Source organism: Magnetococcus marinus MC-1 (genome assembly GCF_000014865.1).
GTDB classification, from domain to species: Bacteria; Pseudomonadota; Magnetococcia; order Magnetococcales; family Magnetococcaceae; genus Magnetococcus; species Magnetococcus marinus.
This window is the reverse complement of the sequence record NC_008576.1, coordinates 3,549,621-3,568,048: the sequence shown is the minus strand read 5'-3', so window position 1 is coordinate 3,568,048 and position 18,428 is coordinate 3,549,621. Positions and strand designations below refer to the sequence as shown.

General features: G+C 52.1%; 22 protein-coding genes. 13 read left to right on the top strand and 9 right to left on the bottom strand.

The genetic code is table 11. The features are described 5' to 3' along the window. Positions 1 to 33 precede the first annotated feature (33 nt). Complete coding sequence (locus tag MMC1_RS14670; RefSeq protein ID WP_011714426.1) at positions 34 to 1,059, bottom strand: integrase core domain-containing protein; 1,026 nt, start codon at positions 1,057 to 1,059, stop codon at positions 34 to 36. A gap of 43 nt (positions 1,060 to 1,102) precedes the next feature. Here MMC1_RS14670 and MMC1_RS14665 point away from each other — a divergent pair, with 43 nt between their 5' ends. After that, positions 1,103 to 2,071, top strand: a complete 969-nt coding sequence (locus tag MMC1_RS14665; RefSeq protein ID WP_011714425.1) for an Rpn family recombination-promoting nuclease/putative transposase — start codon at positions 1,103 to 1,105, stop codon at positions 2,069 to 2,071. Between the two features lie 429 nt (positions 2,072 to 2,500). On the opposite strand, the gene MMC1_RS14660 is transcribed toward MMC1_RS14665, so the two are convergent. The 4 genes from MMC1_RS14660 to MMC1_RS21480 all read right to left on the bottom strand — a co-directional run bounded on the left by MMC1_RS14660 (position 2,501) and on the right by MMC1_RS21480 (position 5,773). After that, positions 2,501 to 3,628, bottom strand: a complete 1,128-nt coding sequence (locus MMC1_RS14660; protein ID WP_011714424.1) for an IS91 family transposase — start codon at positions 3,626 to 3,628, stop codon at positions 2,501 to 2,503. Positions 3,629 to 3,643: 15 nt separating this feature from the next. Next, on the bottom strand, positions 3,644 to 4,237 hold the full coding sequence (locus tag MMC1_RS14655; RefSeq protein ID WP_081436302.1) for a tyrosine-type recombinase/integrase: 594 nt from the start codon (positions 4,235 to 4,237) through the stop codon (positions 3,644 to 3,646). Next, the gene (locus tag MMC1_RS14650) at positions 4,174 to 4,488 is read right to left on the bottom strand and encodes a site-specific integrase (protein ID WP_011714422.1); all 315 of its coding nucleotides are present in this window, start codon (positions 4,486 to 4,488) and stop codon (positions 4,174 to 4,176) included. Before MMC1_RS14650 ends, MMC1_RS14655 begins: the two co-directional genes overlap by 64 nt. Before the next feature lie 535 nt (positions 4,489 to 5,023). Further along, a complete protein-coding gene (locus tag MMC1_RS21480; protein WP_011714421.1) occupies positions 5,024 to 5,773 on the bottom strand; it encodes a UPF0149 family protein in 750 nt (249 codons plus the stop codon). A 16-nt stretch (positions 5,774 to 5,789) separates the two neighbouring features. Here MMC1_RS21480 and MMC1_RS14640 point away from each other — a divergent pair, with 16 nt between their 5' ends. After that, the gene (locus MMC1_RS14640) at positions 5,790 to 6,371 is read left to right on the top strand and encodes a hypothetical protein (protein ID WP_049757696.1); all 582 of its coding nucleotides are present in this window, start codon (positions 5,790 to 5,792) and stop codon (positions 6,369 to 6,371) included. Here the strand turns inward: MMC1_RS14640 and MMC1_RS14635 are convergent. The 4 genes from MMC1_RS14635 to MMC1_RS14620 are packed head-to-tail and all read right to left on the bottom strand — an operon-like array spanning position 6,359 to position 8,748. Continuing rightward, complete coding sequence (locus MMC1_RS14635; protein WP_011714420.1) at positions 6,359 to 6,775, bottom strand: hypothetical protein; 417 nt, start codon at positions 6,773 to 6,775, stop codon at positions 6,359 to 6,361. The two genes, MMC1_RS14640 and MMC1_RS14635, sit on opposite strands and share 13 nt — an antisense overlap. Continuing rightward, entirely contained in the window at positions 6,775 to 8,112 is a 1,338-nt protein-coding gene (locus MMC1_RS14630; protein WP_011714419.1) for a recombinase family protein, read from the bottom strand. Before MMC1_RS14630 ends, MMC1_RS14635 begins: the two co-directional genes overlap by 1 nt. Further along, positions 8,109 to 8,543, bottom strand: coding sequence for a DUF2924 domain-containing protein (locus tag MMC1_RS14625; RefSeq protein ID WP_011714418.1), 435 nt, complete (start codon positions 8,541 to 8,543; stop codon positions 8,109 to 8,111). Before MMC1_RS14625 ends, MMC1_RS14630 begins: the two co-directional genes overlap by 4 nt. Continuing rightward, complete coding sequence (locus MMC1_RS14620) at positions 8,533 to 8,748, bottom strand: hypothetical protein (protein ID WP_011714219.1); 216 nt, start codon at positions 8,746 to 8,748, stop codon at positions 8,533 to 8,535. The genes MMC1_RS14625 and MMC1_RS14620 overlap by 11 nt, the downstream gene beginning before the upstream one ends. A gap of 178 nt (positions 8,749 to 8,926) precedes the next feature. Between MMC1_RS14620 and MMC1_RS14615 the strand changes: the two genes are divergently transcribed. The 11 genes from MMC1_RS14615 (at position 8,927) to MMC1_RS14565 (ending at position 18,418) form a co-directional block, all read left to right on the top strand. Then, on the top strand, positions 8,927 to 9,313 hold the full coding sequence (locus MMC1_RS14615; protein ID WP_011714417.1) for a helix-turn-helix domain-containing protein: 387 nt from the start codon (positions 8,927 to 8,929) through the stop codon (positions 9,311 to 9,313). Between the two features lies 1 nt (position 9,314). Continuing rightward, positions 9,315 to 9,965 (top strand): ImmA/IrrE family metallo-endopeptidase, encoded by a 651-nt coding sequence (locus tag MMC1_RS14610; protein ID WP_011714416.1) that lies wholly within the window; start codon positions 9,315 to 9,317, stop codon positions 9,963 to 9,965. A gap of 74 nt (positions 9,966 to 10,039) precedes the next feature. Further along, positions 10,040 to 11,281, top strand: a complete 1,242-nt coding sequence (locus MMC1_RS14605) for a hypothetical protein (protein WP_011714415.1) — start codon at positions 10,040 to 10,042, stop codon at positions 11,279 to 11,281. Next, positions 11,278 to 12,387 (top strand): hypothetical protein, encoded by a 1,110-nt coding sequence (locus MMC1_RS14600; protein ID WP_011714414.1) that lies wholly within the window; start codon positions 11,278 to 11,280, stop codon positions 12,385 to 12,387. Before MMC1_RS14605 ends, MMC1_RS14600 begins: the two co-directional genes overlap by 4 nt. Before the next feature lie 263 nt (positions 12,388 to 12,650). Further along, positions 12,651 to 13,304: a sigma-70 RNA polymerase sigma factor region 4 domain-containing protein gene (locus MMC1_RS14595; RefSeq protein WP_011714413.1), complete on the top strand. Its 654-nt coding sequence runs from the start codon at positions 12,651 to 12,653 to the stop codon at positions 13,302 to 13,304. Beyond that, entirely contained in the window at positions 13,288 to 14,091 is an 804-nt protein-coding gene (locus MMC1_RS22040) for a hypothetical protein (RefSeq protein WP_011714412.1), read from the top strand. The genes MMC1_RS14595 and MMC1_RS22040 overlap by 17 nt, the downstream gene beginning before the upstream one ends. Next, entirely contained in the window at positions 14,088 to 14,990 is a 903-nt protein-coding gene (locus MMC1_RS14585) for an ATP-binding protein (RefSeq protein WP_011714348.1), read from the top strand. The genes MMC1_RS22040 and MMC1_RS14585 overlap by 4 nt, the downstream gene beginning before the upstream one ends. Positions 14,991 to 14,995: 5 nt before the next feature. Further along, positions 14,996 to 15,640, top strand: a complete 645-nt coding sequence (locus MMC1_RS14580) for a hypothetical protein (RefSeq protein WP_011714411.1) — start codon at positions 14,996 to 14,998, stop codon at positions 15,638 to 15,640. Between the two features lie 11 nt (positions 15,641 to 15,651). Next, positions 15,652 to 16,314, top strand: coding sequence for a hypothetical protein (locus MMC1_RS20415; protein ID WP_011714410.1), 663 nt, complete (start codon positions 15,652 to 15,654; stop codon positions 16,312 to 16,314). Continuing rightward, positions 16,311 to 17,993, top strand: a complete 1,683-nt coding sequence (locus tag MMC1_RS14570; protein ID WP_011714409.1) for a DEAD/DEAH box helicase — start codon at positions 16,311 to 16,313, stop codon at positions 17,991 to 17,993. Before MMC1_RS20415 ends, MMC1_RS14570 begins: the two co-directional genes overlap by 4 nt. Next, complete coding sequence (locus tag MMC1_RS14565) at positions 17,993 to 18,418, top strand: DUF6511 domain-containing protein (RefSeq protein ID WP_011714408.1); 426 nt, start codon at positions 17,993 to 17,995, stop codon at positions 18,416 to 18,418. Before MMC1_RS14570 ends, MMC1_RS14565 begins: the two co-directional genes overlap by 1 nt. Positions 18,419 to 18,428: the final 10 nt, after the last annotated feature.

Here is an 18,428-nt window from a genome sequence, read left to right as displayed (position 1 = left end):
CTTTGAAAATCAGGAACCGATAGCTGGCAGATGTCAGGCAGCGATGCGTTCGTATCGGTGGTGCAGACCGCCGAGAACAGGGAATACGATAACGTCGCCTGACTCTTTGTGCTGAATCGGACGGTGAACCGGGGAATCTTTGGCCAAACCCAAATGGGTCCGCTGGTGGTAATAATCCACATACTCCCCAAGCCGCTGTCGCAGGTGTTCTTCGTTGAGCACGATGATGTGGTCAAAGCACTCTCTACGACAACTACCGATCATCCGTTCTGCGATGGCATTTTGCCAAGGCGATCCTGGGGCTGTGATCAGCGTTTCGATCCCCATGGCTTTGAGTGAGTGCTGACTGGCCATGAAGAGTGGATCGCGATCATGCAGCAGGAAACGCGGGGCTGAATCCCAGGGAAACGCTTCGCAGATTTGTTGAACCACCCAAGCTGACGTTGGATTGGTTGTAACATTGAAATGGATAATCCGGCGGCGATCGTGGTCGATCAGAATGAGGACGTGCAGCACCTTGAAAAAGATTGTCGGTATGGTGAAGAAGTCCATGGCCACGATCTGATTTACGTGGTTATCAAGGAAGGTCCTCCAGGTCTGTGAAGGGGGCTTGTCAGGTTTGAGCATGTACTTTGAGACTGATGTCTCTCCTATATCGTAGCCCAATTTCAGTAACTCACCATGTATGCGTGGTGCACCCCAAAGTGGATTCTCCCGACTCATCTTACGGATCAGATCACGCACCTCCTTCGGAATACGAGGACGACCAGGGCGTTTAGGTTGCGATTTCCATTTCCAGTAGAGCTTAAAGCCCTGTTTGTGCCACTTGACCACGGTTGCTGGCTTAATGATCACGAGGGCACTCTTCCAACCCGACCACCGCCGAGAAAGCCAGACCCAGAACAACTTATCCCGACGTGAAAACGTTGGCCGCTTTGGTTTTTGTCGTTGAAGAATATTGATTTGGTGGCGAAGAGCCAGAATCTCCAGTTGTAGGGCTGCACTAGACCTGAACAATCCCGTGATGATGTGGATGAGTTCTGTTAATGTGCTGAGCATATGTAGCTCCTTGATATAATGCCCTGAATGGAACACTTCCCGCATGACGAAGATAACTCAGCCGCACGATCGGTTTCTGAAGGCATTGTTGAGTGATCCAGATAAGACTGGAACTTTGCTTCGGGAGCGTCTGCCAAAGGAAGTAGCAGAGTTACTGTCATCAGAGCCGCCTGTCTTGGTGGATGGGACCTTCATCGATGGTGAGTTTCGGGAGCATTTAACGGACCGGCTTTTCAAGGTTAAGACTCAAGAGGGGAAGGCGGCATACATTTACGCGCTGATTGAGCACAAGAGCTATGCAGACGAATGGGTTGCCTTCCAACTTTTGCGCTATATGGTCAGGATCTGGGAGCGGTTTCTGAAAGAAGGGCAGCAGAAGCTACCTCCGATTGTGCCTCTGGTGGTTTATCATGGGGCTCGTGAGTGGACGGTCCCAAACCAGTTTTCAGCATTGCTTGAAGCAGATAAGGGTTTGTTACACCATCTGCTTGATTTCAGCTTTGCGGTGACGGATTTAGGGCGCATCGCGGATGATGACCTGTCTCAGGATACTCATTTGCGAGCTGCTCTGATGGCGATGAAGTATGCGTTTCAGGGTGCCGAAGGTGTGGTTGTGATTCCACAGATAGGGAAGGGTGCCCAAGGGGATCCTGAGTTTGCCAAGTTGGTGTTGAGATATCTGATTCAGACGTACAGGGGAATGACAATGGCAGATGTACAGGCATATGCGGAAGAGGCTTTTCCTGGAGAAGCGGAGCACTATGCATCGCAGTTTGCGCGTGAGATGATGTCTAAGGGCCGTCAAGAGGGCCGTCAAGAGGGCCGTCGAGAGGGTCGTCAAGAGGGTCGTCAAGAGGGTGAATCTTCACTTCTTCTTCGCCTGCTTCATCGCCGTTTTGGAGACGTGCCTTCTTGGGCGGAGTTAAAAGTAGCGAATGCTACAATTGATGAACTGGAGACCTGGGGTGAGCAAATTTTTGATGCGGAGACGCTGGAAGCCGTATTCAAGTAGGGTCAGGGCTCGTGAATTTATTTGATCGGGCGAGCGAACCTTTAAAGCAAACTTTTAGAGGTCGAATTGGAAGCTGTATTTGATGTTTTGTTCATAAATATCAATGCGATGTAACGAATTAAGGCTTTTTGCGGCGCGCAGCCGACGCAAAAACCTGGTTGGACTGAACGCGGTCCTGGGATAAAAGGTCTTATGGAGTTTTTACCGGCAGCGTAGATGTAGCGGAGGTCAGAGCTGGCCTATTGTGGTGGCGGTGGAATACCACGCGGTCTGTATGATCTGCCCACGAGACCTGTTTTCTACCTGAAAAGGCAACGTGAAGACGTGTAGCAGCAAGGGGCGTGGAGCTACAGGCATAGATTCCCCGTCTCTTCGGTCAGCGGGAAGAGTGGGAAGTTCCTGCAGTTGCTGTTTGGCCCACAAGGCTGATCAGGGAGATCTGGACTGCCTATTGATGCGCTGCAGAAGAACCAATCTCCCTTGATTACAGGCCGGGCAAACGGCATCGGCATGGACCCGGTTGGGTTTTTGATCCGGTGCTGCGTCAGAACGGATTTCAGGATCAGCCTCTTGGGCCTTTTGCACAGGGACAGAATGTTCGAGTTCAAGGAGAAGGCGAACTCTTTTAGCGGCGGAACGCTTAGAGGGATGCCAAAGGCCGAAGTATCGTATTTTATGGAATCCTCTGGGAAGTACATGCTGCAGAAATCGACGCAGGAATTCCTGCCCGGGGATGTCGCAGTATCGCCAACGCCGCTGCTTTCGGTCTTTATAGCGGATGGTAACGGTCTGTTCGTTGAAAGCAACGATGCGCTCCCTGTTGATGGCAATGCGGAAAGCGTATCGGGCGAGATAGTCAACAATAGCCTGTTCACCGGTTCCCCATGGGGTACAATGGACGACCCAATCCTGTTGCCACGCCTGTTGTGGCCAAGCTATGTCCGGACGTATCATTTTGAAGGTGCTCATGACCTTACCCCTGATCATGCGGGCCAGAGCCTTGGTAGGGATCAGAAATCCATTTTTGGCGGCGTACCAAGTTGCGCCGTCCTCTGAGAGTCCACCACCAGTTACCAGGCAATGGGCATGAGGATGGTAGATAAGTTGCTGTGTCCAGGTGTGTAAAAGAGCGAGCACTCCGACAGTACCACCCACATGTTTTGGATCTTTGGCCAGTTCGATGATAGCCTCGGCGGCGGCTTTCAAGAGGATGGCGTAGCAGTCGGTCTGGTTGGCCCTAAAAATAGCCCTCAGCGGTTCAGGTACGGTAACCGTGATGTGGAAATATGGGATGGGCAGCATTTCAGCCCGGCGCTTATCGAGCCACTGACGGGTTTGGTTGCCATGGCACTTTGGGCAGTGCCTGTTCTTGCAGGAGTGATAGGCGTAGATTTTTGTACCGCAAGAATCACAGCTGAACAGATGTCCTCCAAGAGCCTCGGTCCGGCAAGAGGTGATATCGTCGAGGGTACGGTGGTGTGAGGGGAGCATTGTAGCGCCATGGACAGCCCGGTAATCCCCTTCGAAATGACGAATGACGTCGGCGAGTTCGATCATGATCGTTCCTCCGCATCAAAGGTCGGCCATGATGGTATCAAGGGTAGAGCGCAGCTTCTTACGTGTCGGTTCAGTCAGATGGGAATAGATGAGTGTGGATTTGATACTGGAATGCCCCATAAGGATCTGAGTTGTACGCAGATCCACGTCATTTTCCATCAAACGTGTAGCGTAGCTGTGACGCAGGACGTGAGGGGTGATTTCTGATGGGAGGCCGGCCTCACGCAAAGCATCCTTGAACGTCCGGTACAGAACGCAGGAGTGAACAGCGTTGGTCCCTCCTTTGTTGGGGAACAGGAATCGTGGATGACGATGCTCCCTCCAGAGGGAACGCAATCCATACAGAGTAGAGGTGGGTAGAGGGATTAACCGTTCCTTGTTCCCTTTACCGATGATGCGCAGAAGCTGTTTTTGGCCATCAATGGATGAAACCTCAAGCGGGCGGACCTCGTTGATACGTAGCCCACAGGCGTACATCAGGGAAAAACATCCGCGTTGAACTGGACTGTGGATGGCAGCCAGAAGGAGCAGGACCTGATTATGGGTCAGAACTTGGGGAAGTCGCTTTTGTCGGGGTTGTCGGATCTTTTTTTTCCGAACAGAGGCCAATCCCGGCCAAGGGTCTGTTCATAGAGGAATTTGACACCATGCCAATTGGTTTTGAAGGTCCCTTTGGCAACACCGCTTTCCCGTAAATCCATAAGGTAGGTGCGGATCTCTTCCTCGGTAAGTTCCTCAACACCCTTCCAGGTCCGCGCAACCAGACGGTCAACGGCCTTCATATAGGTCTCACGGGAACGGTCCGTCAATCCGGCCATTTCCAGATCATCAATCATGCGCTGGCGGAGTGATTTCGTCATGGTCGTATCCTTCCATCAATTTGGTGAGACTGGCAGAGCCAGTTGATGAAAGGAATTTTACGGCATATGCTTGATGGGTGGGGAAAAGATGATCAGGCAGGAGGTTTTGCTACGGTGAAGCCGTTCAGTCCAACTTGTTTTTGCTAGAGTTCTCGGGTAGCGAGAGTGACCCTCTTGCGAAACAAAAATGCCTAAAAAATAGGCGGAGAAGGTTTGCTAAAGGGTGGCGTTTGGTCAACCAAAAAACCCTCATCCAAATGGATCGAGGGTTTTTTGTTGCCTAAATATCCGTAATAAATTCAATACTTAGCGATGGTTTACGTTCCTCTGTTTCTCCTCTCTCTGATCCGATATTCTCTCTTCTCCGCCATATTCTCCAAAAGCCGAGGACTTTGACAGGTCGGTCTTCAGATCTGAGGACCTCAGAGAATCAATGCTTTACGCGCCACTGAGCTGAGGACTTTTCAAAAAACACTCTCTATGCAAGTAACACTTGACCGCAGAATAAGTGGCGCTACTGGGTTGCTGTGTAAGGTTAGTGGACTGAATTTGCAGGGTTTCCACAGCATTTCTTGAACTTCTTTCCACTGCCACACGGGCATGGCTCATTGCGCCCGACCTTATTGCTGCGTACAGGCTTCTGTGGCTCATGCCCTCCAAGCCCAAAACGTGACTTTTTTTGCGCCAATTCTGCCAGGGATTCTAAAGAGGGGCCCAGTAGGGCAATGGGGCCAGCGATGATAAATTCATCACGGCTGATGTCACTGTCCACCGTAGCTTTTCCTGGAGGGGCCTCTGAAAAAATCTCTTTGGCAAGTTCTGTATCAGAAGCAGCCTGGATCATGCCGATACAGGATTCAATCTCCTCCTGATCATCATCATCAATATTGGGATCATTATCGTTGAGCCAAAAGTCCGCACGCATACTCAACGCCATGGAGACACCGTGGGCCCACTCACGGAGTAGCCAGATATCCTCTTCATCAATTTCATCGAATTCAAAGGGGAAAATGAGATTGCCTTCGTTATACTGTCGCATGATGTCATTATAGGACTCTACTACCAATTTAACGAACTGGCTTAACTGATTGTCTGAAGCTGCTGTGGGTTGCTCTTTACCGAAGATGTACGGGAGCCACTCATTTGGCATGAACACATCTGGTGTGATGGCCATGCCATAAAGAAGGCCATGGATGCCAAATTCTGTGAGCATATCCTCTGCGGAGTCGATCAATAGATCCACGGCCTGCTCTAGTTTTTCTGTTTTACCTGTGAAACCTTGCATCAAACGGACTCCTATTATGGACTATTCACAAATCATCGCTGCGTTGAAAGAGGCAAGCCTGTTTGACCTTTATAGGCTTTCAGCTGGTATCAACGCCATGATGGACGACCCAATGCGTATCAGGGCTGTCAAACGAAACCTTCGGTCAGGTCAGGTAATACATTATTACCTCGATAACGATAATATGGAAGTGGCCGCTCGTGTGTTGGAGGTTTCACGGAACAAGGTAAAGGTCGAAGACCTTGAGGGAGGGAAGCGCTGGGCCATTCCTTTCTACATGATCAATCTGCAGGGTGCAGATACTGAAATCCGTACCTGTGGGCCGGACGTGAAGCTGGATAAGAATCACCTAAAAACGGGAGAGTTTGTTGGGTTTCGTGACAATCAGGAGCAGGAGCGTTACGGACGCATTATCCGCAGAAATCAAAAGACGGTGACACTGGAAACGGATGATAGTGGTCAGTGGCGTGTTCCGTACTCACGGCTTTTTAAAGTGGTGGATGGTGATGCAGCATCAATGGAAGCCCCAAATCTGATTGAGGGTGAGGTTGTCTCTGATGCGCCTCACCCTATGCAGAGCTTCTTTCAGGATGAGTGAGGGAATGAAAAACCCAATGCCTCACGCTGTAGTGGCCATTCATCGGAGAAGCCTCGCATAAGATCTGAAAGGGCCAGTGATTTTGGCTGACGGCCTTCTGTAATGGCTTCCACGATGTCGGGTGCCAGTTGCGTCAATCGAATGGTTTTGTTCATAAAGGCTGGGTCGATTTTTTCACGAGAAGCCAGCTCTTTGGCAGAGCGTACCTTGCCAGTCTCAATCTCTTTCTGCCATTTGAAAGCACGGGCCAGGGCGCGGACCATCGCTTCATCCTGCTTTGGTTTGGAAAAGGGTAGCTTCACGCCATCGGGGATAATAATCTGCCGACGTGATCCTCGACGCTTGAGATCAATGGGCATGGTGACAATGATGGTCTTTTTGTCGTCTGTGAGCGTCATATCCATTATGCGGCTTCCTGTGTGTTGAGTTCATCTACCAAGCTGGAGAGCCCTTCCACCCGGAGGTGCACCTGAAGCTGCTCGTTTGAGAGCATTACCTTCCGGACCAGCAACTGTAGAAGCCGAGCCTGTTCCAGGGGGAATAGCTCCTCCCACACCGGCTCCAGACTTTGAAGGGTGTTGATGATGCTGTTCTCAGTGCAATTGGACTCTGCGGTGTCGTTGGCAGTTTGCCAAGTTTTGGCGACCAACTCCGGTGAGCGGATCATGTTCTCGATATGGCCCAGCACCAGTTCCTCGATCTCACCAGCGGCGATGTTGCCCATGGGGCAGGCGTCGTAGCTTTTCTTGATGGCAGTGGTGCAGGTGTAGTAGCGGTACATCTTCCCCTTCTTGCGGGTGTAGGTAGTGGTCATGGCCCGACCACAATGTTCACAAGTAATGATGCCCTTGAGGGGGAAGGGGGTGTCGGCGCGGGTTTTGGTTGAGCGGGGCCGCTTGTTCTGGTTCAATACTGATTGCGCTTTCTCCCATTGGCGCAGGGTGATAATAGGATCGTGCTCACCGGGGTAGGTCTCCCCTTTAGTAACGACTTCCCCCAGGTAGGTGCGGTTGCCCAGAATGCGGTAGAGGTAGCCCTTGTCGATAGGTTTTCCTTCACGGATCCGCCCCGATTTTGCGGTGTAAGATTTGGTGTGCCGCCCTTGCTCACCAAGCTCTTTGACCAGCAGGGTGGTGGAGCCTGTTTTGGCGAAGCGATCGAAGATGTGCCTGACCAGGTCCGCCTCCTGCGGGTTGATTACCAGCTTGCGGTTCTCAACGTCATAGCCCAGGGGAGGGTGGCCACCCATCCACATGCCTTTTTTGCGGGAAGCCGCCAGTTTGTCCCGGATCCGCTCGGATGCTACCTCCCGTTCAAACTGCGCAAACGATAAAAGCACATTAAGCGTCAGCCGCCCCATGGAGGTGGTGGTGTTGAAGGATTGTGTGATGGAAACGAAGGTGACACCGTGCTGATCAAAGAGCTCCACCATCTTGGTGAAATCCACCAGAGAGCGGGAAAGCCTATCTATTTTGTACACGCAAACACAGTCAATGCGGCCAGCTTTGATGTCGTTCAATAGCTGATTGAGGGCAGGGCGGTTCATATTCCCGCCGGAGAAACCTCCATCGGAGTAGTGGTCCGTAACCAGCGTCCAACCCTCAGCTTTCTGAGAGATTATATAGCTCTCGCAACTTTCACGCTGTGCGTCCAAGCTATTGAATTGATGATCTAATCCTTCTTCTGTGCTCTTGCGGGTATAGATAGCGCAGCGGATCTTTTTGGTTGGTTTATTCTTCATTTCTTGCCTCCAAGCCAGAAAATCTTCCCGTTCCACCGGGTGCCAGTAACGGCCCGGGCTGCTGCGGAGAGGCTCTTGAACTTGCGCCCCTGATATTCAAAGCCATCATCAAGAACCGTACAGCTGTGCTCCACCCCCTTCCACTCCCTGACCAGCCGGGTGCCAGCCACCGGCAGGCCGTCATTGCGTATGGGGTTGGGGGTTCGGTCCATGGTCTTCTCTTCAGCAGCCTGTGCCTCCAGTTTGGCCTTGGTAGTTTCGGACAGTCCGCCCCAAGCCAGCTCCTGGATGCGGTAAGCCAACCCCCGGATCAGATAGGTGCGGTTATAAGGTGGGGCGCTGCTCTGACAGAGGTTCTGCCACATCTCCTTGAGCTCATCGGTGGACTTCTCCGGGAGCGCTGCCACCCGCTTCAAAACGTCACTGGTCATGGTGTTCATCTCCTTGTTTTTGTGGGATGCTTTGGTCACCATATACGCTCTGTTCGGAAACGGAATCCAGAGGTTTCTGCTGTTTATTCAAGGATGTGCGACTGTTTCTTTTCTCCAAGAAACGCAGTACGCCGTTGGCTAAAATTTCTGCGATTTCGTCCAAGCGTTCTTCCGCTGTTAGGAGGTCTGGATGGATGCCCCTCATGCTTTATCTCCCGGAATATTCAGGTGGGGACGATCAAAGCCCCTTTCTCATATATACTCCGAAAAATCTGCAATCGTCCCATGCCTGGGCAATTTTCACTTTGTGATTGACAGCAGATAGTCGTGATGTTTACCATAAACTAAACGAAAGCACATTGAAGTGCATTGGGAGAAGTTACATGCCAGGAAACCCACAGTTCGGAATGTTCATTAGAAGCATGCGTGAGGAGAAGAAAAAGCGAGACCCCGCTTACTCCTTACGCAAGTTTGCAGAAGCCGCTGGAATCAGCGCCACCTTTATGAGCAAGGTGGAGAATGGTGAATTTGATCCGCCTGCACCGGATAAAATCAAAAAGATGGCGGAGCTTCTGGAGGTTAATTCTGATGAGCTCCTGGCAATGGCCGGGAAGGTAGATCCTGACCTGTCGGGTATTATTCGTGATCAGCCCAGAGCGATGGCAGACTTTTTAAGGACTGCACGAGATCTGAATCTTGGCCGAAAAGAGATAGAGGCGTTAACAGATAAGCTTCGTGCAGAGCGAGGCCTGGATCCAAGCGAGGAGTAGGATGAGGGTTCCTTATCTTCATAAGGCGGATATTGAGGCGGCAGCCAATGAGTTGCTTATGAGCTACCATTACAAGTTTGGAATGGAAGAGGCTCCGCCTGTGCCTGTAGAGGAAATCCTAGAATCCTTGTTGGGGTTGGCTTTGGAGTTTGGCGATCTTGATGCCCTGCTTAATAAAAAGGGGGTGCTGGGTGCGACTTGGGTGAATGAGCGTCGTGTGGTGATCAATGAGATGTTGGATCCAACAGAGGATCCCTCTGTGGAGGGGCGCTACCGTTTCACTCTGGCCCATGAACTGGGTCACTGGCAGTTGCATCGCCACCTGAGTTTTGGTGAGGATGGGCAGACCATTTTATGCCGTTCGAAATCCAAGAAGGATCCCATGGAGTGGCAAGCGGACTGTTTTGCTGGCTATCTGCTGATGCCCAAGAAGGATGTGATCCGTTCATGGGAGGAAGTGTTTGGTACCCATGAACCTTATGATGCATCGGATGAGCTCTACAATATGCAGAGCCGCTTTGATGAGGCTGGTGAAGCGTCAGAGGCGGGGTTAGTGGTTGATCTGGCCAGGGATCTGGCCGAGGTGTTTCAGGTATCCGGTTTGGCGATGCAGATTCGCCTCGTTGATATGGGGTTGCTGAAGCTGCGATAGGGCACACATATATTTTTTGTTTGCGAGGTTTAGTGTTCATTAAACAATAATAAAAGCAGAGATAGGAGAGGTCCATGGGCACCATAGAGGAAGTGCTTGAGCGGGCGGCTGCACCTAAAGTAGAGTTTTGGGATGATGAGCTGGAGATCGGTCTGCAGCACTTGCTCCCCGAATTGGAATCTGAACGGTCCATGGCGGAGTGGGTGGACAAACTAACTGGGCGTCAACTTGCCATGCTGTGTCGCTGCACCCATACCATCACCAGGGACTCGTTACCTGATCGTCGAGAGGCGCTGAAGGCTCTGGGTGAGGTGTTATCCCCTTACCGGCTAGTTGATCACTTTGCCTACCGCAAATCTAAGGCGGCCATTACCGAGTATGCCATGGCGACGTTAGATCAGCGAACCCTTCGTGACTGCCAGATCAACGATACCACGTATGACACCAAATCGCTGCTGTTTGCGCTATTTAGCCAGAATCCCAATGGGCTTAAGGATGTGTTCCTACTGGATAAACTGCAGAAAAGTGGCTTTGCCTGTATGCAGTTGTCTGGTCCAACGGATTGTAAGAATGATATGCCGTTTGAAGGGTTTCTGCAGCCAGAGCGTATCTGTGAGATTCTGACTGAATACGACCTCAAGAAGGATGATCAGCGTACTTGTGACTTTAAGGGCATGCTGGTAGAGGATGGCCGCCCCATGCTGTTCATCCGCCGTGCTGAAAAGCCAAGCAAGATTGTGCAGAAGGTGGGCATTGTCCACGGCTTTCATCCAGAATGGATCATCCTGGATTTTGAAGCCAGCGCCCGTGGGGTAAGGATATCATCCTCCAGTCCTTCTGTTCCCCTTGAGATCGCCAATAGGATCGCGACCGCCTATTTCAGACAAGGTTGTAAATATGAGAACTTGAGGCTGGGCGACGACGTAAGCCAGATTAAACGCTTTTTTGAGCAGTTGGTAAGGGGTACCCCCTATGGGCTGTCATTGGTTGAACTTCAGCTGCAAGCCTCTCCCTTCAAAGGGGAGGGTAAGCTGCGTTTGCGGGATGACAAATCCATCAGCCGCCCTGTAGCGCATCTTCAACATGTGTTCGGAAATATCTTTACCCCCTTTGAGAATATTGACTATATCCAGGTGCTCTATCAGGGTAAACGGGTGCGGATGCAGTTTGAACCGATTCTGGGGTGTGATGACATGTTCACTGTGCGCTATTCGGATCAGCCCCTGTCCATCCGTGAACGGATCGCTTTTGAAAAATTGCTCTCTTCACGTTTTGGCTTCCACATGGTCTCCATTGAGAAGAAGCACAGATCATGAAGATGCTGATGCTTGAAAGCGGCTGGAGTGTGGATCGCCCATCGGACGCGCTTTTATTGGAAGTGGCCAAGTTGGAAGAGATGGGGGTGATCACATCAGATCTTTACACCTACGTCCTCTGTTCCAATCCTGAGGATCGTGACTACCCCCCGCCAAATCATCTATGTAGTGGCAGAGTCCGCTTGGTGGATAGCCTGGATGAGGGGGCAGATGATTACCGCTGCCCGGAGTGCAATCATCCGGTCTATCCTGAGTATGACGAGAAACAGACCTTTCAGGAGCTGTGCTATCGGGTGGATCAGGAGGGAGCACTCTCCTTTCTGCAAGAAGAGATTGAGGCCATCGGCTCCATGCGTGCCCTGACGGACGGAGTCTATCGATGTGACCATGCCGATGGTGAGGTGATCATCTGTGTAGTCGAGGTGTGTGAGCATCCCAAGTACCTGTCACGGGACTATGTGGCCTCGACACCGACGGTGGTGGTTGCTCTGCATGACCGCAATGCTGAGCTGCGGCTTCTTGAAGATCCGTGGTTGATCAAGACATCACTATCACAGTTGATACGAGGGGATCAGGACCTTGCCTCATTGATGCGTGATGCCTTGCATGCGCAGCCACCTGTGTTGACGCATACCTCGGTGCCGATCTACAACAAAGTGATTACACCCCTTTATCATCATCAAGCGGAGCAGGTCGAGCCGGAGGTTGTATACCAAGTCCAATACAGGCCTGATGAGATACGGGTCAATGGTCAGATGGTAGTCGGTCTAAAAGCAGCAGCACAGATCAGGGTTTTTGAAATCCTATGGAAACAGTTCCTCAAGGGGATGTTAGAGGGAAAGCTGGTTGATGATTTCAAAATCATGACCCTCGAGAAGATCACCGATGCTGTGCAACTCAAAGTTCCTGAAGAGGTGGTGGATGCCGTTATTGTCAGACGATCTATCAACCGCCTGCGCAACATGATGATGGATGCAGTGAAAAAACAACAGGGACTCCCCATCCAACAAGATAGCATAATTGAGAATATAAAAACGGCACGGGGGGCTCAGGGGTACCGAATCAATCCGCTATTGGTCCTACCCAGGGCATCACAGACCTCCTAAACGTTTTTTATTGTCAGTTGAGCTACCCCATAACCCCGGCCATTTGGTCGGGGTTTTTTCATGCCGTGGCCAGAGTCCCAAAATCCGTGTTTTTTGGTCAACTGACTCGCAAATTTTCCAACTGACTCGCGATGGTCTATAAGGCATTGAAAAATAGAGGGCGAAAAACCGCAACTGTCTCGCAAAAATTTCAAGTGACCTCAAAAAACAGTTTCCAACACGGGATAATTGTCTCCAACAGCAACGCAGAAACGGAGGCGACCATGTTATCCAACAACAGCTACAACGGCCTGGATCCGCAAGCGATCAAGCTGATCCGCTACAAGGCCAATCAATTGGCAGAGATGCCCTGCTTCAGAGCTTGGGACGCAGAAGATGTCGAGCAGGAACTGGCAATCGCATCTCATCTGAGTGAATCAAATTTTGATGCCGATCTCAGCACCAAACGGACATTCCTGAACAAGGTGATACAAAACCGCTGCGCAACCATGGTGAACAAGGCATCTGCCCCCCACCGATTTCCAGGTGATGACTCACTCTCGTGGGAGACCCTGACCGATCTGGATCGTGAAGGGGCTATCGGTCATGTGGGAAGCCTCGAGGGTCCAGAAGCGGTAGAGATCCGCCTCGATTTTCACCATCACTACCAGCGCCTACCTGATGTGCAGAAGCGTCTGTGCAATCTGCTTCCCTATTACGGTACCCACGTGCTTTCAAAAAAGATGGGGTGCAGTAAAACCACATTATATCGGCATATTGCCGACCTGAGACGCTCGTTCTGTCAGTTTGGTTTTCCAAAAAAAGCGCGGCCTCGTGGGACGATTTCAACAAGAGCTGAGTATATATCAGATAAAGGGGTGCGTCACAAAAAACACACCACACAAACGGGGGGACAGGGCCATGGAAGCGGAAATTGATCTTTGGCGTGCGGTATTGGCTCAAGCCATCAGCGACACCACCAAGCTTCTGGAAAAAGGGAAGAAGAAGCCAAAGCTTTGGAACAACCACCTGTTTCGACAGGATGTCATCCATCTGTGCAGGTGGTTTAGAAGTCGGTCGAGGCATCCTGGCAGTTTCAGGTTCATCTGCGAGGTGGTGGAGCTCGATCCAGAACAGGCGCTGAACAGAGTTGAAGTTCACTTTTTACAGCACATGGTGCTTCCACGGTGGAAGCCCGAACCCAAAGAAGAAAAGAAGGAGAAAACAGTCATGAAAACAGAGATGAATCCCACTTTGAGTGAGTTACGCAGCATGCCCATAGGCGAACTGGCAGAACTCTCTCCTGAACAGTTGGCCAATCTGCAACAACAGGCGGCAAAAGCTGTGGAGTCGGCCAAGTTGACCAAGGAGTTTCTAGAAGGCGTCATCTCACGTCGTTACGCAGATAAAGCTGATCTTCTGCGCAAAGAGGCTGGTAAGGACTTTGGCACGGTGCGCTTTATCGACGGCGATGTGCAGGTAACGGCAGAGCTTCCAAAGCGCCCGCATTGGGATCAGAAGCGCCTTTCAGATTTGTTTGACCGGATCCGCAAGGCGGGTGAAGACCCCAACGAGTACATGGATGTCGACTACAAGGTGCCCGAGACCAAGTTCAAAGCCTGGCCTTCCCAGATTCGCAGCGCTTTTGAAGGGGCACGCACCGTCAAGGCTGGCAAGCCCACATTCAAGCTGTCTTTGAGGAATGAGCAGGAGGCTACGGTATGAGCGGCCTCCCCATCATCAGCGCCGACCAGCGCATGGCAGAGCAACGGGGCATCAAGGGGGTAATTCTAGGCCCCAGCGGCATTGGCAAGACATCTTTGCTGTGGTCCGTCGATCCGAATTCCACCCTGTTTTTTGACCTAGAGGCCGGCGACCTGGCCGTGGAGGGGTGGCCCGGGGATACCATCCGCCCACGCACCTGGGACGAGTGCCGCAACTTTGCAGTGTTCATTGGCGGCCCCAACCCTGCGCTGAGGGATGATCAGCACTACAGTCAGGCGCACTACAACGCTGTTTTACAGAAGTATGGCGACCCCGGGGTCATGGCCAAGTACCAGAGCATTTTCGTGGACAGCATCACCGTGGCTGGACGGCTCTGCTTCCAATGGTGCAAGGGACAGCCCCAGGCGTTCTCGGAGAAAACCGGAAAACCAGATTTGCGGGGCGCTTACGGGCTGCACGGCCAGGAGATGATCGCCTGGATCACCCACCTCCAGCATACCCGGGGCAAGAACGTCTGGTTCGTCGGCATCCTTGATGAGAAGACCGACGACTTCAATCGGCGTTACTACACCCCGCAGATTGAAGGATCAAAAACCGGTCTGGAACTGCCCGGTATTGTAGATCAGGTGATCAGCATGGTGGAGGTCAAACCCGAGGAGGGTCCGTCTTATCGAGCCTTCATCTGCCAGACACTCAATCCATGGGGATACCCGGCTAAAGACAGAAGTGGTCGCCTCACCATGGTGGAGGAGCCCCATCTGGGTCGCCTCATGGAGAAAATACATCAACCCGGCAAACCGGCAGCGGAAAGGCTTAGCTTCGAACGCCCTGAGAAAGTGACCGAAGCCGCCCCCGCCACCGGCGCCCCCGTCGACATGGCAATGAACACAGGAGCATGACCATCATGGATAACAACTGGAACGATTTCAACAACGCTGAGAGTCAGCAAAGTTTTGACCTGATTCCCAAAGGGACCATTGCGCCGGTGCGCATGACCATCAAGCCAGGCGGTTATGATGACCCCAACCGGGGTTGGACAGGTGGGTATGCTACGCGTAATGCCGACACTGGGGCTGTTTTCCTCAAGGTAGAATATGTCATCACTGAGGGCAAATACGCCAAACGGAAGGTGTGGAGCAACATCGGCCTATTCAGCCAGAAAGGCCCAGAATGGGGCAATATGGGACGCTCCTTTATTCGCGGGATCCTCAACTCTTCCCGTGGCCTCAAGGATAAGGACAACACCCCTCAAGCCCAACAGGCCCGGCGCATTAATGGACTGGCAGATTTAGATGGGATTGAGTTCTTGGCCAAAATCGACGTGGAAAAGGATCAGAGGGACGATTCGGATAAGAATACCATCAAGTTTGCCATCACTCCTGATCACAAGGAGTACCAGGGATTCAGCGGTGGCGGTTCATCCGCACCGGTAGCGCCTCCTGCACCGGCCAACCAGGGGTGGCAGCCCAATGCGCAACAGCCCCAGTCTGCCCCTCTGCAGCAAACGGCCCCTGCGGCTCCGACCCAAACGCCAAGTTGGGCGCAGTGAGGGGGTGAAAGATGGCTAAGCTAAATATGGTGGGAAAAGTGATCGGGCGTCTTGTCGTCCTTTCACCTTTCAACACTTCCAAGCCAGGAAGGCATTGGAAATGCCGTTGTGAGTGTGGATTTGAAACCATCCAAAGCACTTCGAAGCTAAACGAAGCCGTAAAGAAAGGAAAGAATATCGGCTGTAAGTGTGCGAGAGAGGCTTCCATTCTCAAGGCAGCAAAAGCAGCCGTTCAAATACTTCGAAAACACGGTTTGAACCATTCCAAACTTCATTGGATGTACGACAACATGATGAAACGGTGTTATCGGCCAGAGACAAATCGCTATGAGCGATATGGCGGGCGCGGCATCGGTGTGTGTCAAGAGTGGCGTGATGACCGTTCTGCTTTTTATACCTGGGCACTAGAACAAGGATGGGAAGTAGGGCTCTCTATCGACCGAATCGATGTGGACGGTGATTACACTCCTACAAACTGCCGTTTCATTCCAATCGAAAGGCAAGCCAGCAATACGTCCAGGAATCGTTATTTGGAGTGGAATGGTAAGCGTCAAACCGTTTCTGACTGGGCGCGGGAACTTGGGGTTCGACCTCAGGCATTGCAACACCGCGTTGATCGTGGCTGGAACCTTCATCGCATGTTTACACAGCCATTCAGGAGGATCCATCAATGATCCTTCGCCCTCGACAGGAGACTTTTGTCCGCAGATCGGTCGATGCCCTTTACGAACATGGTGACACATTGGCTGTTGGTCCTACCGGCATGGGCAAGAGCATATGCCTTTCAGCTGTTGTTGGTCGTGTGATTTCCAAAAGTGGTGGGAAAGCCTGTGTCTTGGCTCATCGGGACGAACTTACCCAGCAGAATGTGATGAAATTCACTAAGGTTAATCCAGGGCTTTCCACCTCTGTAGTGGATGCCCGTGGCAAATCGTGGCGCGGGCGCGCCACCTTTGCCATGGTGCCCACTCTTGCCCGGCAGAAAAATCTGGATGCCATGCCAGATCTGGATTTGCTGGTAATTGATGAGGCCCACCATGCGGTGGCCAACAGTTACACCCGCATTATTGATTCGGCTAGAGGAATAAACCCAAACTGCATGATTTATGGTCTGACTGCCACCAGTGGTCGTGGTGATAAAAAGGCTCTCAGACCGATCTTTTCTAATGTTGCTGACCAAGTGCGGCTTGGAGAATTGATCCAGTCTGGCCATCTGGTTAAACCCCGTACATTCGTTGTCGATGTAGGCACTCAGGATGCGTTGAAAAGCGTACGGAAGACAGCAGACGACTTTGATATGGCCGAGGTGTCCCAGATCATGAACAAGGCCCCGGTCACCGAGGCTGTCATCAAACATTGGAAGGAAAAAGCCGGCACCCGAAAGACCATCGTATTCTGCTCCACCGTGGATCATGCCCAGAACGTCACAGATGCTTTCAACAATGCGGATGTTGAAGCCGTGATGATTCATGGCGAGCTGTCCCCGGCAGAACGGAAAGCCAACCTGGCCCGATTCGAAAAAGGCTCAGCCATGGTAGTGGTCAACGTGGCTGTGTTGACTGAGGGCTACGATCATCCACCTACATCCTGCGTAGTTCTGCTTCGGCCAAGCTCGTACAAATCCACCATGATCCAGATGGTGGGACGCGGGCTGCGCACCGTAGATCCTGCCCTGTTTCCTGGGCTGGTCAAGACCGACTGTATTGTCCTGGATTTCGGCACTTCATCTATCCTTCACGGCTCCCTGGAGCAGGACGTTAACCTGGATGGAAAGGAGATCCTGGGAGCGGCTCCCACCAAGGAGTGTCCCGAATGTCAGGCTATCGTGCCCTTGGCAGTCAGGGAGTGCTCTCTTTGTGGGTATGTGTGGGAATCGGAAGTTACTGGAGAAGGGCCGGAATCCATCACCGACTTCATCATGTCCGAGGTGGACCTGCTCAAACGCTCCAGCTTCCGCTGGGTTGACCTGTTCGGAGATGATGCCGCCATGGTGGCCAACGGCTTCCACGCCTGGGGTGGGATCTTCTTCCTCAATGGCAACTGGCACGCTGTGGGTGGAGCCAAGGGCCAGCCCACCAAGTTGCTCTCTATCGGTGAACGTACCATCTGTCTTGCTGCCGCCGATGACTGGCTCAATGAGAGCGAAACCGATGAGTCGGCACATAAAACCAAATCCTGGCTCAACCAACCCCCAACGGATAAGCAGCTTCAATATCTGCCACCAGCCATGCGCATGGATATGGGGCTGACCCGTTACCACGCATCAGCGCTGCTGACCTTCCGTTTCAATAAAGCTGCCATTCGCAGTTTGATATTTGAAGCGGACCGACAGGCGCTGGCGGAGGTGGCGTGATGGCCATGGCATGGACACGCCGAAAGAGCACCTGGCACGACCCGGATTGGGGATGGATCAAGTTGCCGCCTGGTTTGCGCACCCGCCGGGTAGGGCTGGCAGCCTTGAACTGTAAGGAGCGGTCACTCTTTCAGCGTCATTTAAAACGTCACTCCTCACACGTTCTGATCTGGCTGTTACGCAAGGTTAGAGCTGTGCCGGAGGATCTGATTTTGGAGGTTCACAACATGGTGGATGCCACTGAGTTGGAAAAAGCTGCCATGGCCGCCGCACTCCCCTCTCTTGGGGAGTATGTGGCCAGCATTGGTATGCAGCGCCCTTTGGCGGAGTACAGCAAAGAGGAAGTGCTCACGATGGTGGAGGTGGTTATCACTGCCTACCAAGATTACATGGCCAGCGCCAAGCCGGATGAGATTCCGTTTTAACCGAAGGAGA

What these genes read in the sequence shown, in the direction of transcription:
- MMC1_RS21480 (WP_011714421.1), bottom strand. Translation starts at nt 5,773, where the DNA reads ATGCAAGGTTTCACAGGTAAAACAGAAAAACTAGAGCAGGCCGTGGAT.
- MMC1_RS20415 (WP_011714410.1), top strand. Translation starts at nt 15,652, where the DNA reads ATGGCTAAGCTAAATATGGTGGGAAAAGTGATCGGGCGTCTTGTCGTC.
- MMC1_RS14570 (WP_011714409.1), top strand. Translation starts at nt 16,311, where the DNA reads ATGATCCTTCGCCCTCGACAGGAGACTTTTGTCCGCAGATCGGTCGAT.
- MMC1_RS14640 (WP_049757696.1), top strand. Translation starts at nt 5,790, where the DNA reads ATGGACTATTCACAAATCATCGCTGCGTTGAAAGAGGCAAGCCTGTTT.
- MMC1_RS14665 (WP_011714425.1), top strand. Translation starts at nt 1,103, where the DNA reads ATGACGAAGATAACTCAGCCGCACGATCGGTTTCTGAAGGCATTGTTG.
- MMC1_RS14670 (WP_011714426.1), bottom strand. Translation starts at nt 1,059, where the DNA reads ATGCTCAGCACATTAACAGAACTCATCCACATCATCACGGGATTGTTC.
- MMC1_RS14610 (WP_011714416.1), top strand. Translation starts at nt 9,315, where the DNA reads ATGAGGGTTCCTTATCTTCATAAGGCGGATATTGAGGCGGCAGCCAAT.
- MMC1_RS14605 (WP_011714415.1), top strand. Translation starts at nt 10,040, where the DNA reads ATGGGCACCATAGAGGAAGTGCTTGAGCGGGCGGCTGCACCTAAAGTA.
- MMC1_RS22040 (WP_011714412.1), top strand. Translation starts at nt 13,288, where the DNA reads ATGGAAGCGGAAATTGATCTTTGGCGTGCGGTATTGGCTCAAGCCATC.
- MMC1_RS14660 (WP_011714424.1), bottom strand. Translation starts at nt 3,628, where the DNA reads ATGATCGAACTCGCCGACGTCATTCGTCATTTCGAAGGGGATTACCGG.
- MMC1_RS14580 (WP_011714411.1), top strand. Translation starts at nt 14,996, where the DNA reads ATGGATAACAACTGGAACGATTTCAACAACGCTGAGAGTCAGCAAAGT.
- MMC1_RS14630 (WP_011714419.1), bottom strand. Translation starts at nt 8,112, where the DNA reads ATGAAGAATAAACCAACCAAAAAGATCCGCTGCGCTATCTATACCCGC.
- MMC1_RS14615 (WP_011714417.1), top strand. Translation starts at nt 8,927, where the DNA reads ATGCCAGGAAACCCACAGTTCGGAATGTTCATTAGAAGCATGCGTGAG.
- MMC1_RS14565 (WP_011714408.1), top strand. Translation starts at nt 17,993, where the DNA reads ATGGCCATGGCATGGACACGCCGAAAGAGCACCTGGCACGACCCGGAT.
- MMC1_RS14625 (WP_011714418.1), bottom strand. Translation starts at nt 8,543, where the DNA reads ATGACCAGTGACGTTTTGAAGCGGGTGGCAGCGCTCCCGGAGAAGTCC.
- MMC1_RS14620 (WP_011714219.1), bottom strand. Translation starts at nt 8,748, where the DNA reads ATGAGGGGCATCCATCCAGACCTCCTAACAGCGGAAGAACGCTTGGAC.
- MMC1_RS14635 (WP_011714420.1), bottom strand. Translation starts at nt 6,775, where the DNA reads ATGGATATGACGCTCACAGACGACAAAAAGACCATCATTGTCACCATG.
- MMC1_RS14595 (WP_011714413.1), top strand. Translation starts at nt 12,651, where the DNA reads ATGTTATCCAACAACAGCTACAACGGCCTGGATCCGCAAGCGATCAAG.
- MMC1_RS14600 (WP_011714414.1), top strand. Translation starts at nt 11,278, where the DNA reads ATGAAGATGCTGATGCTTGAAAGCGGCTGGAGTGTGGATCGCCCATCG.
- MMC1_RS14650 (WP_011714422.1), bottom strand. Translation starts at nt 4,488, where the DNA reads ATGACGAAATCACTCCGCCAGCGCATGATTGATGATCTGGAAATGGCC.
- MMC1_RS14585 (WP_011714348.1), top strand. Translation starts at nt 14,088, where the DNA reads ATGAGCGGCCTCCCCATCATCAGCGCCGACCAGCGCATGGCAGAGCAA.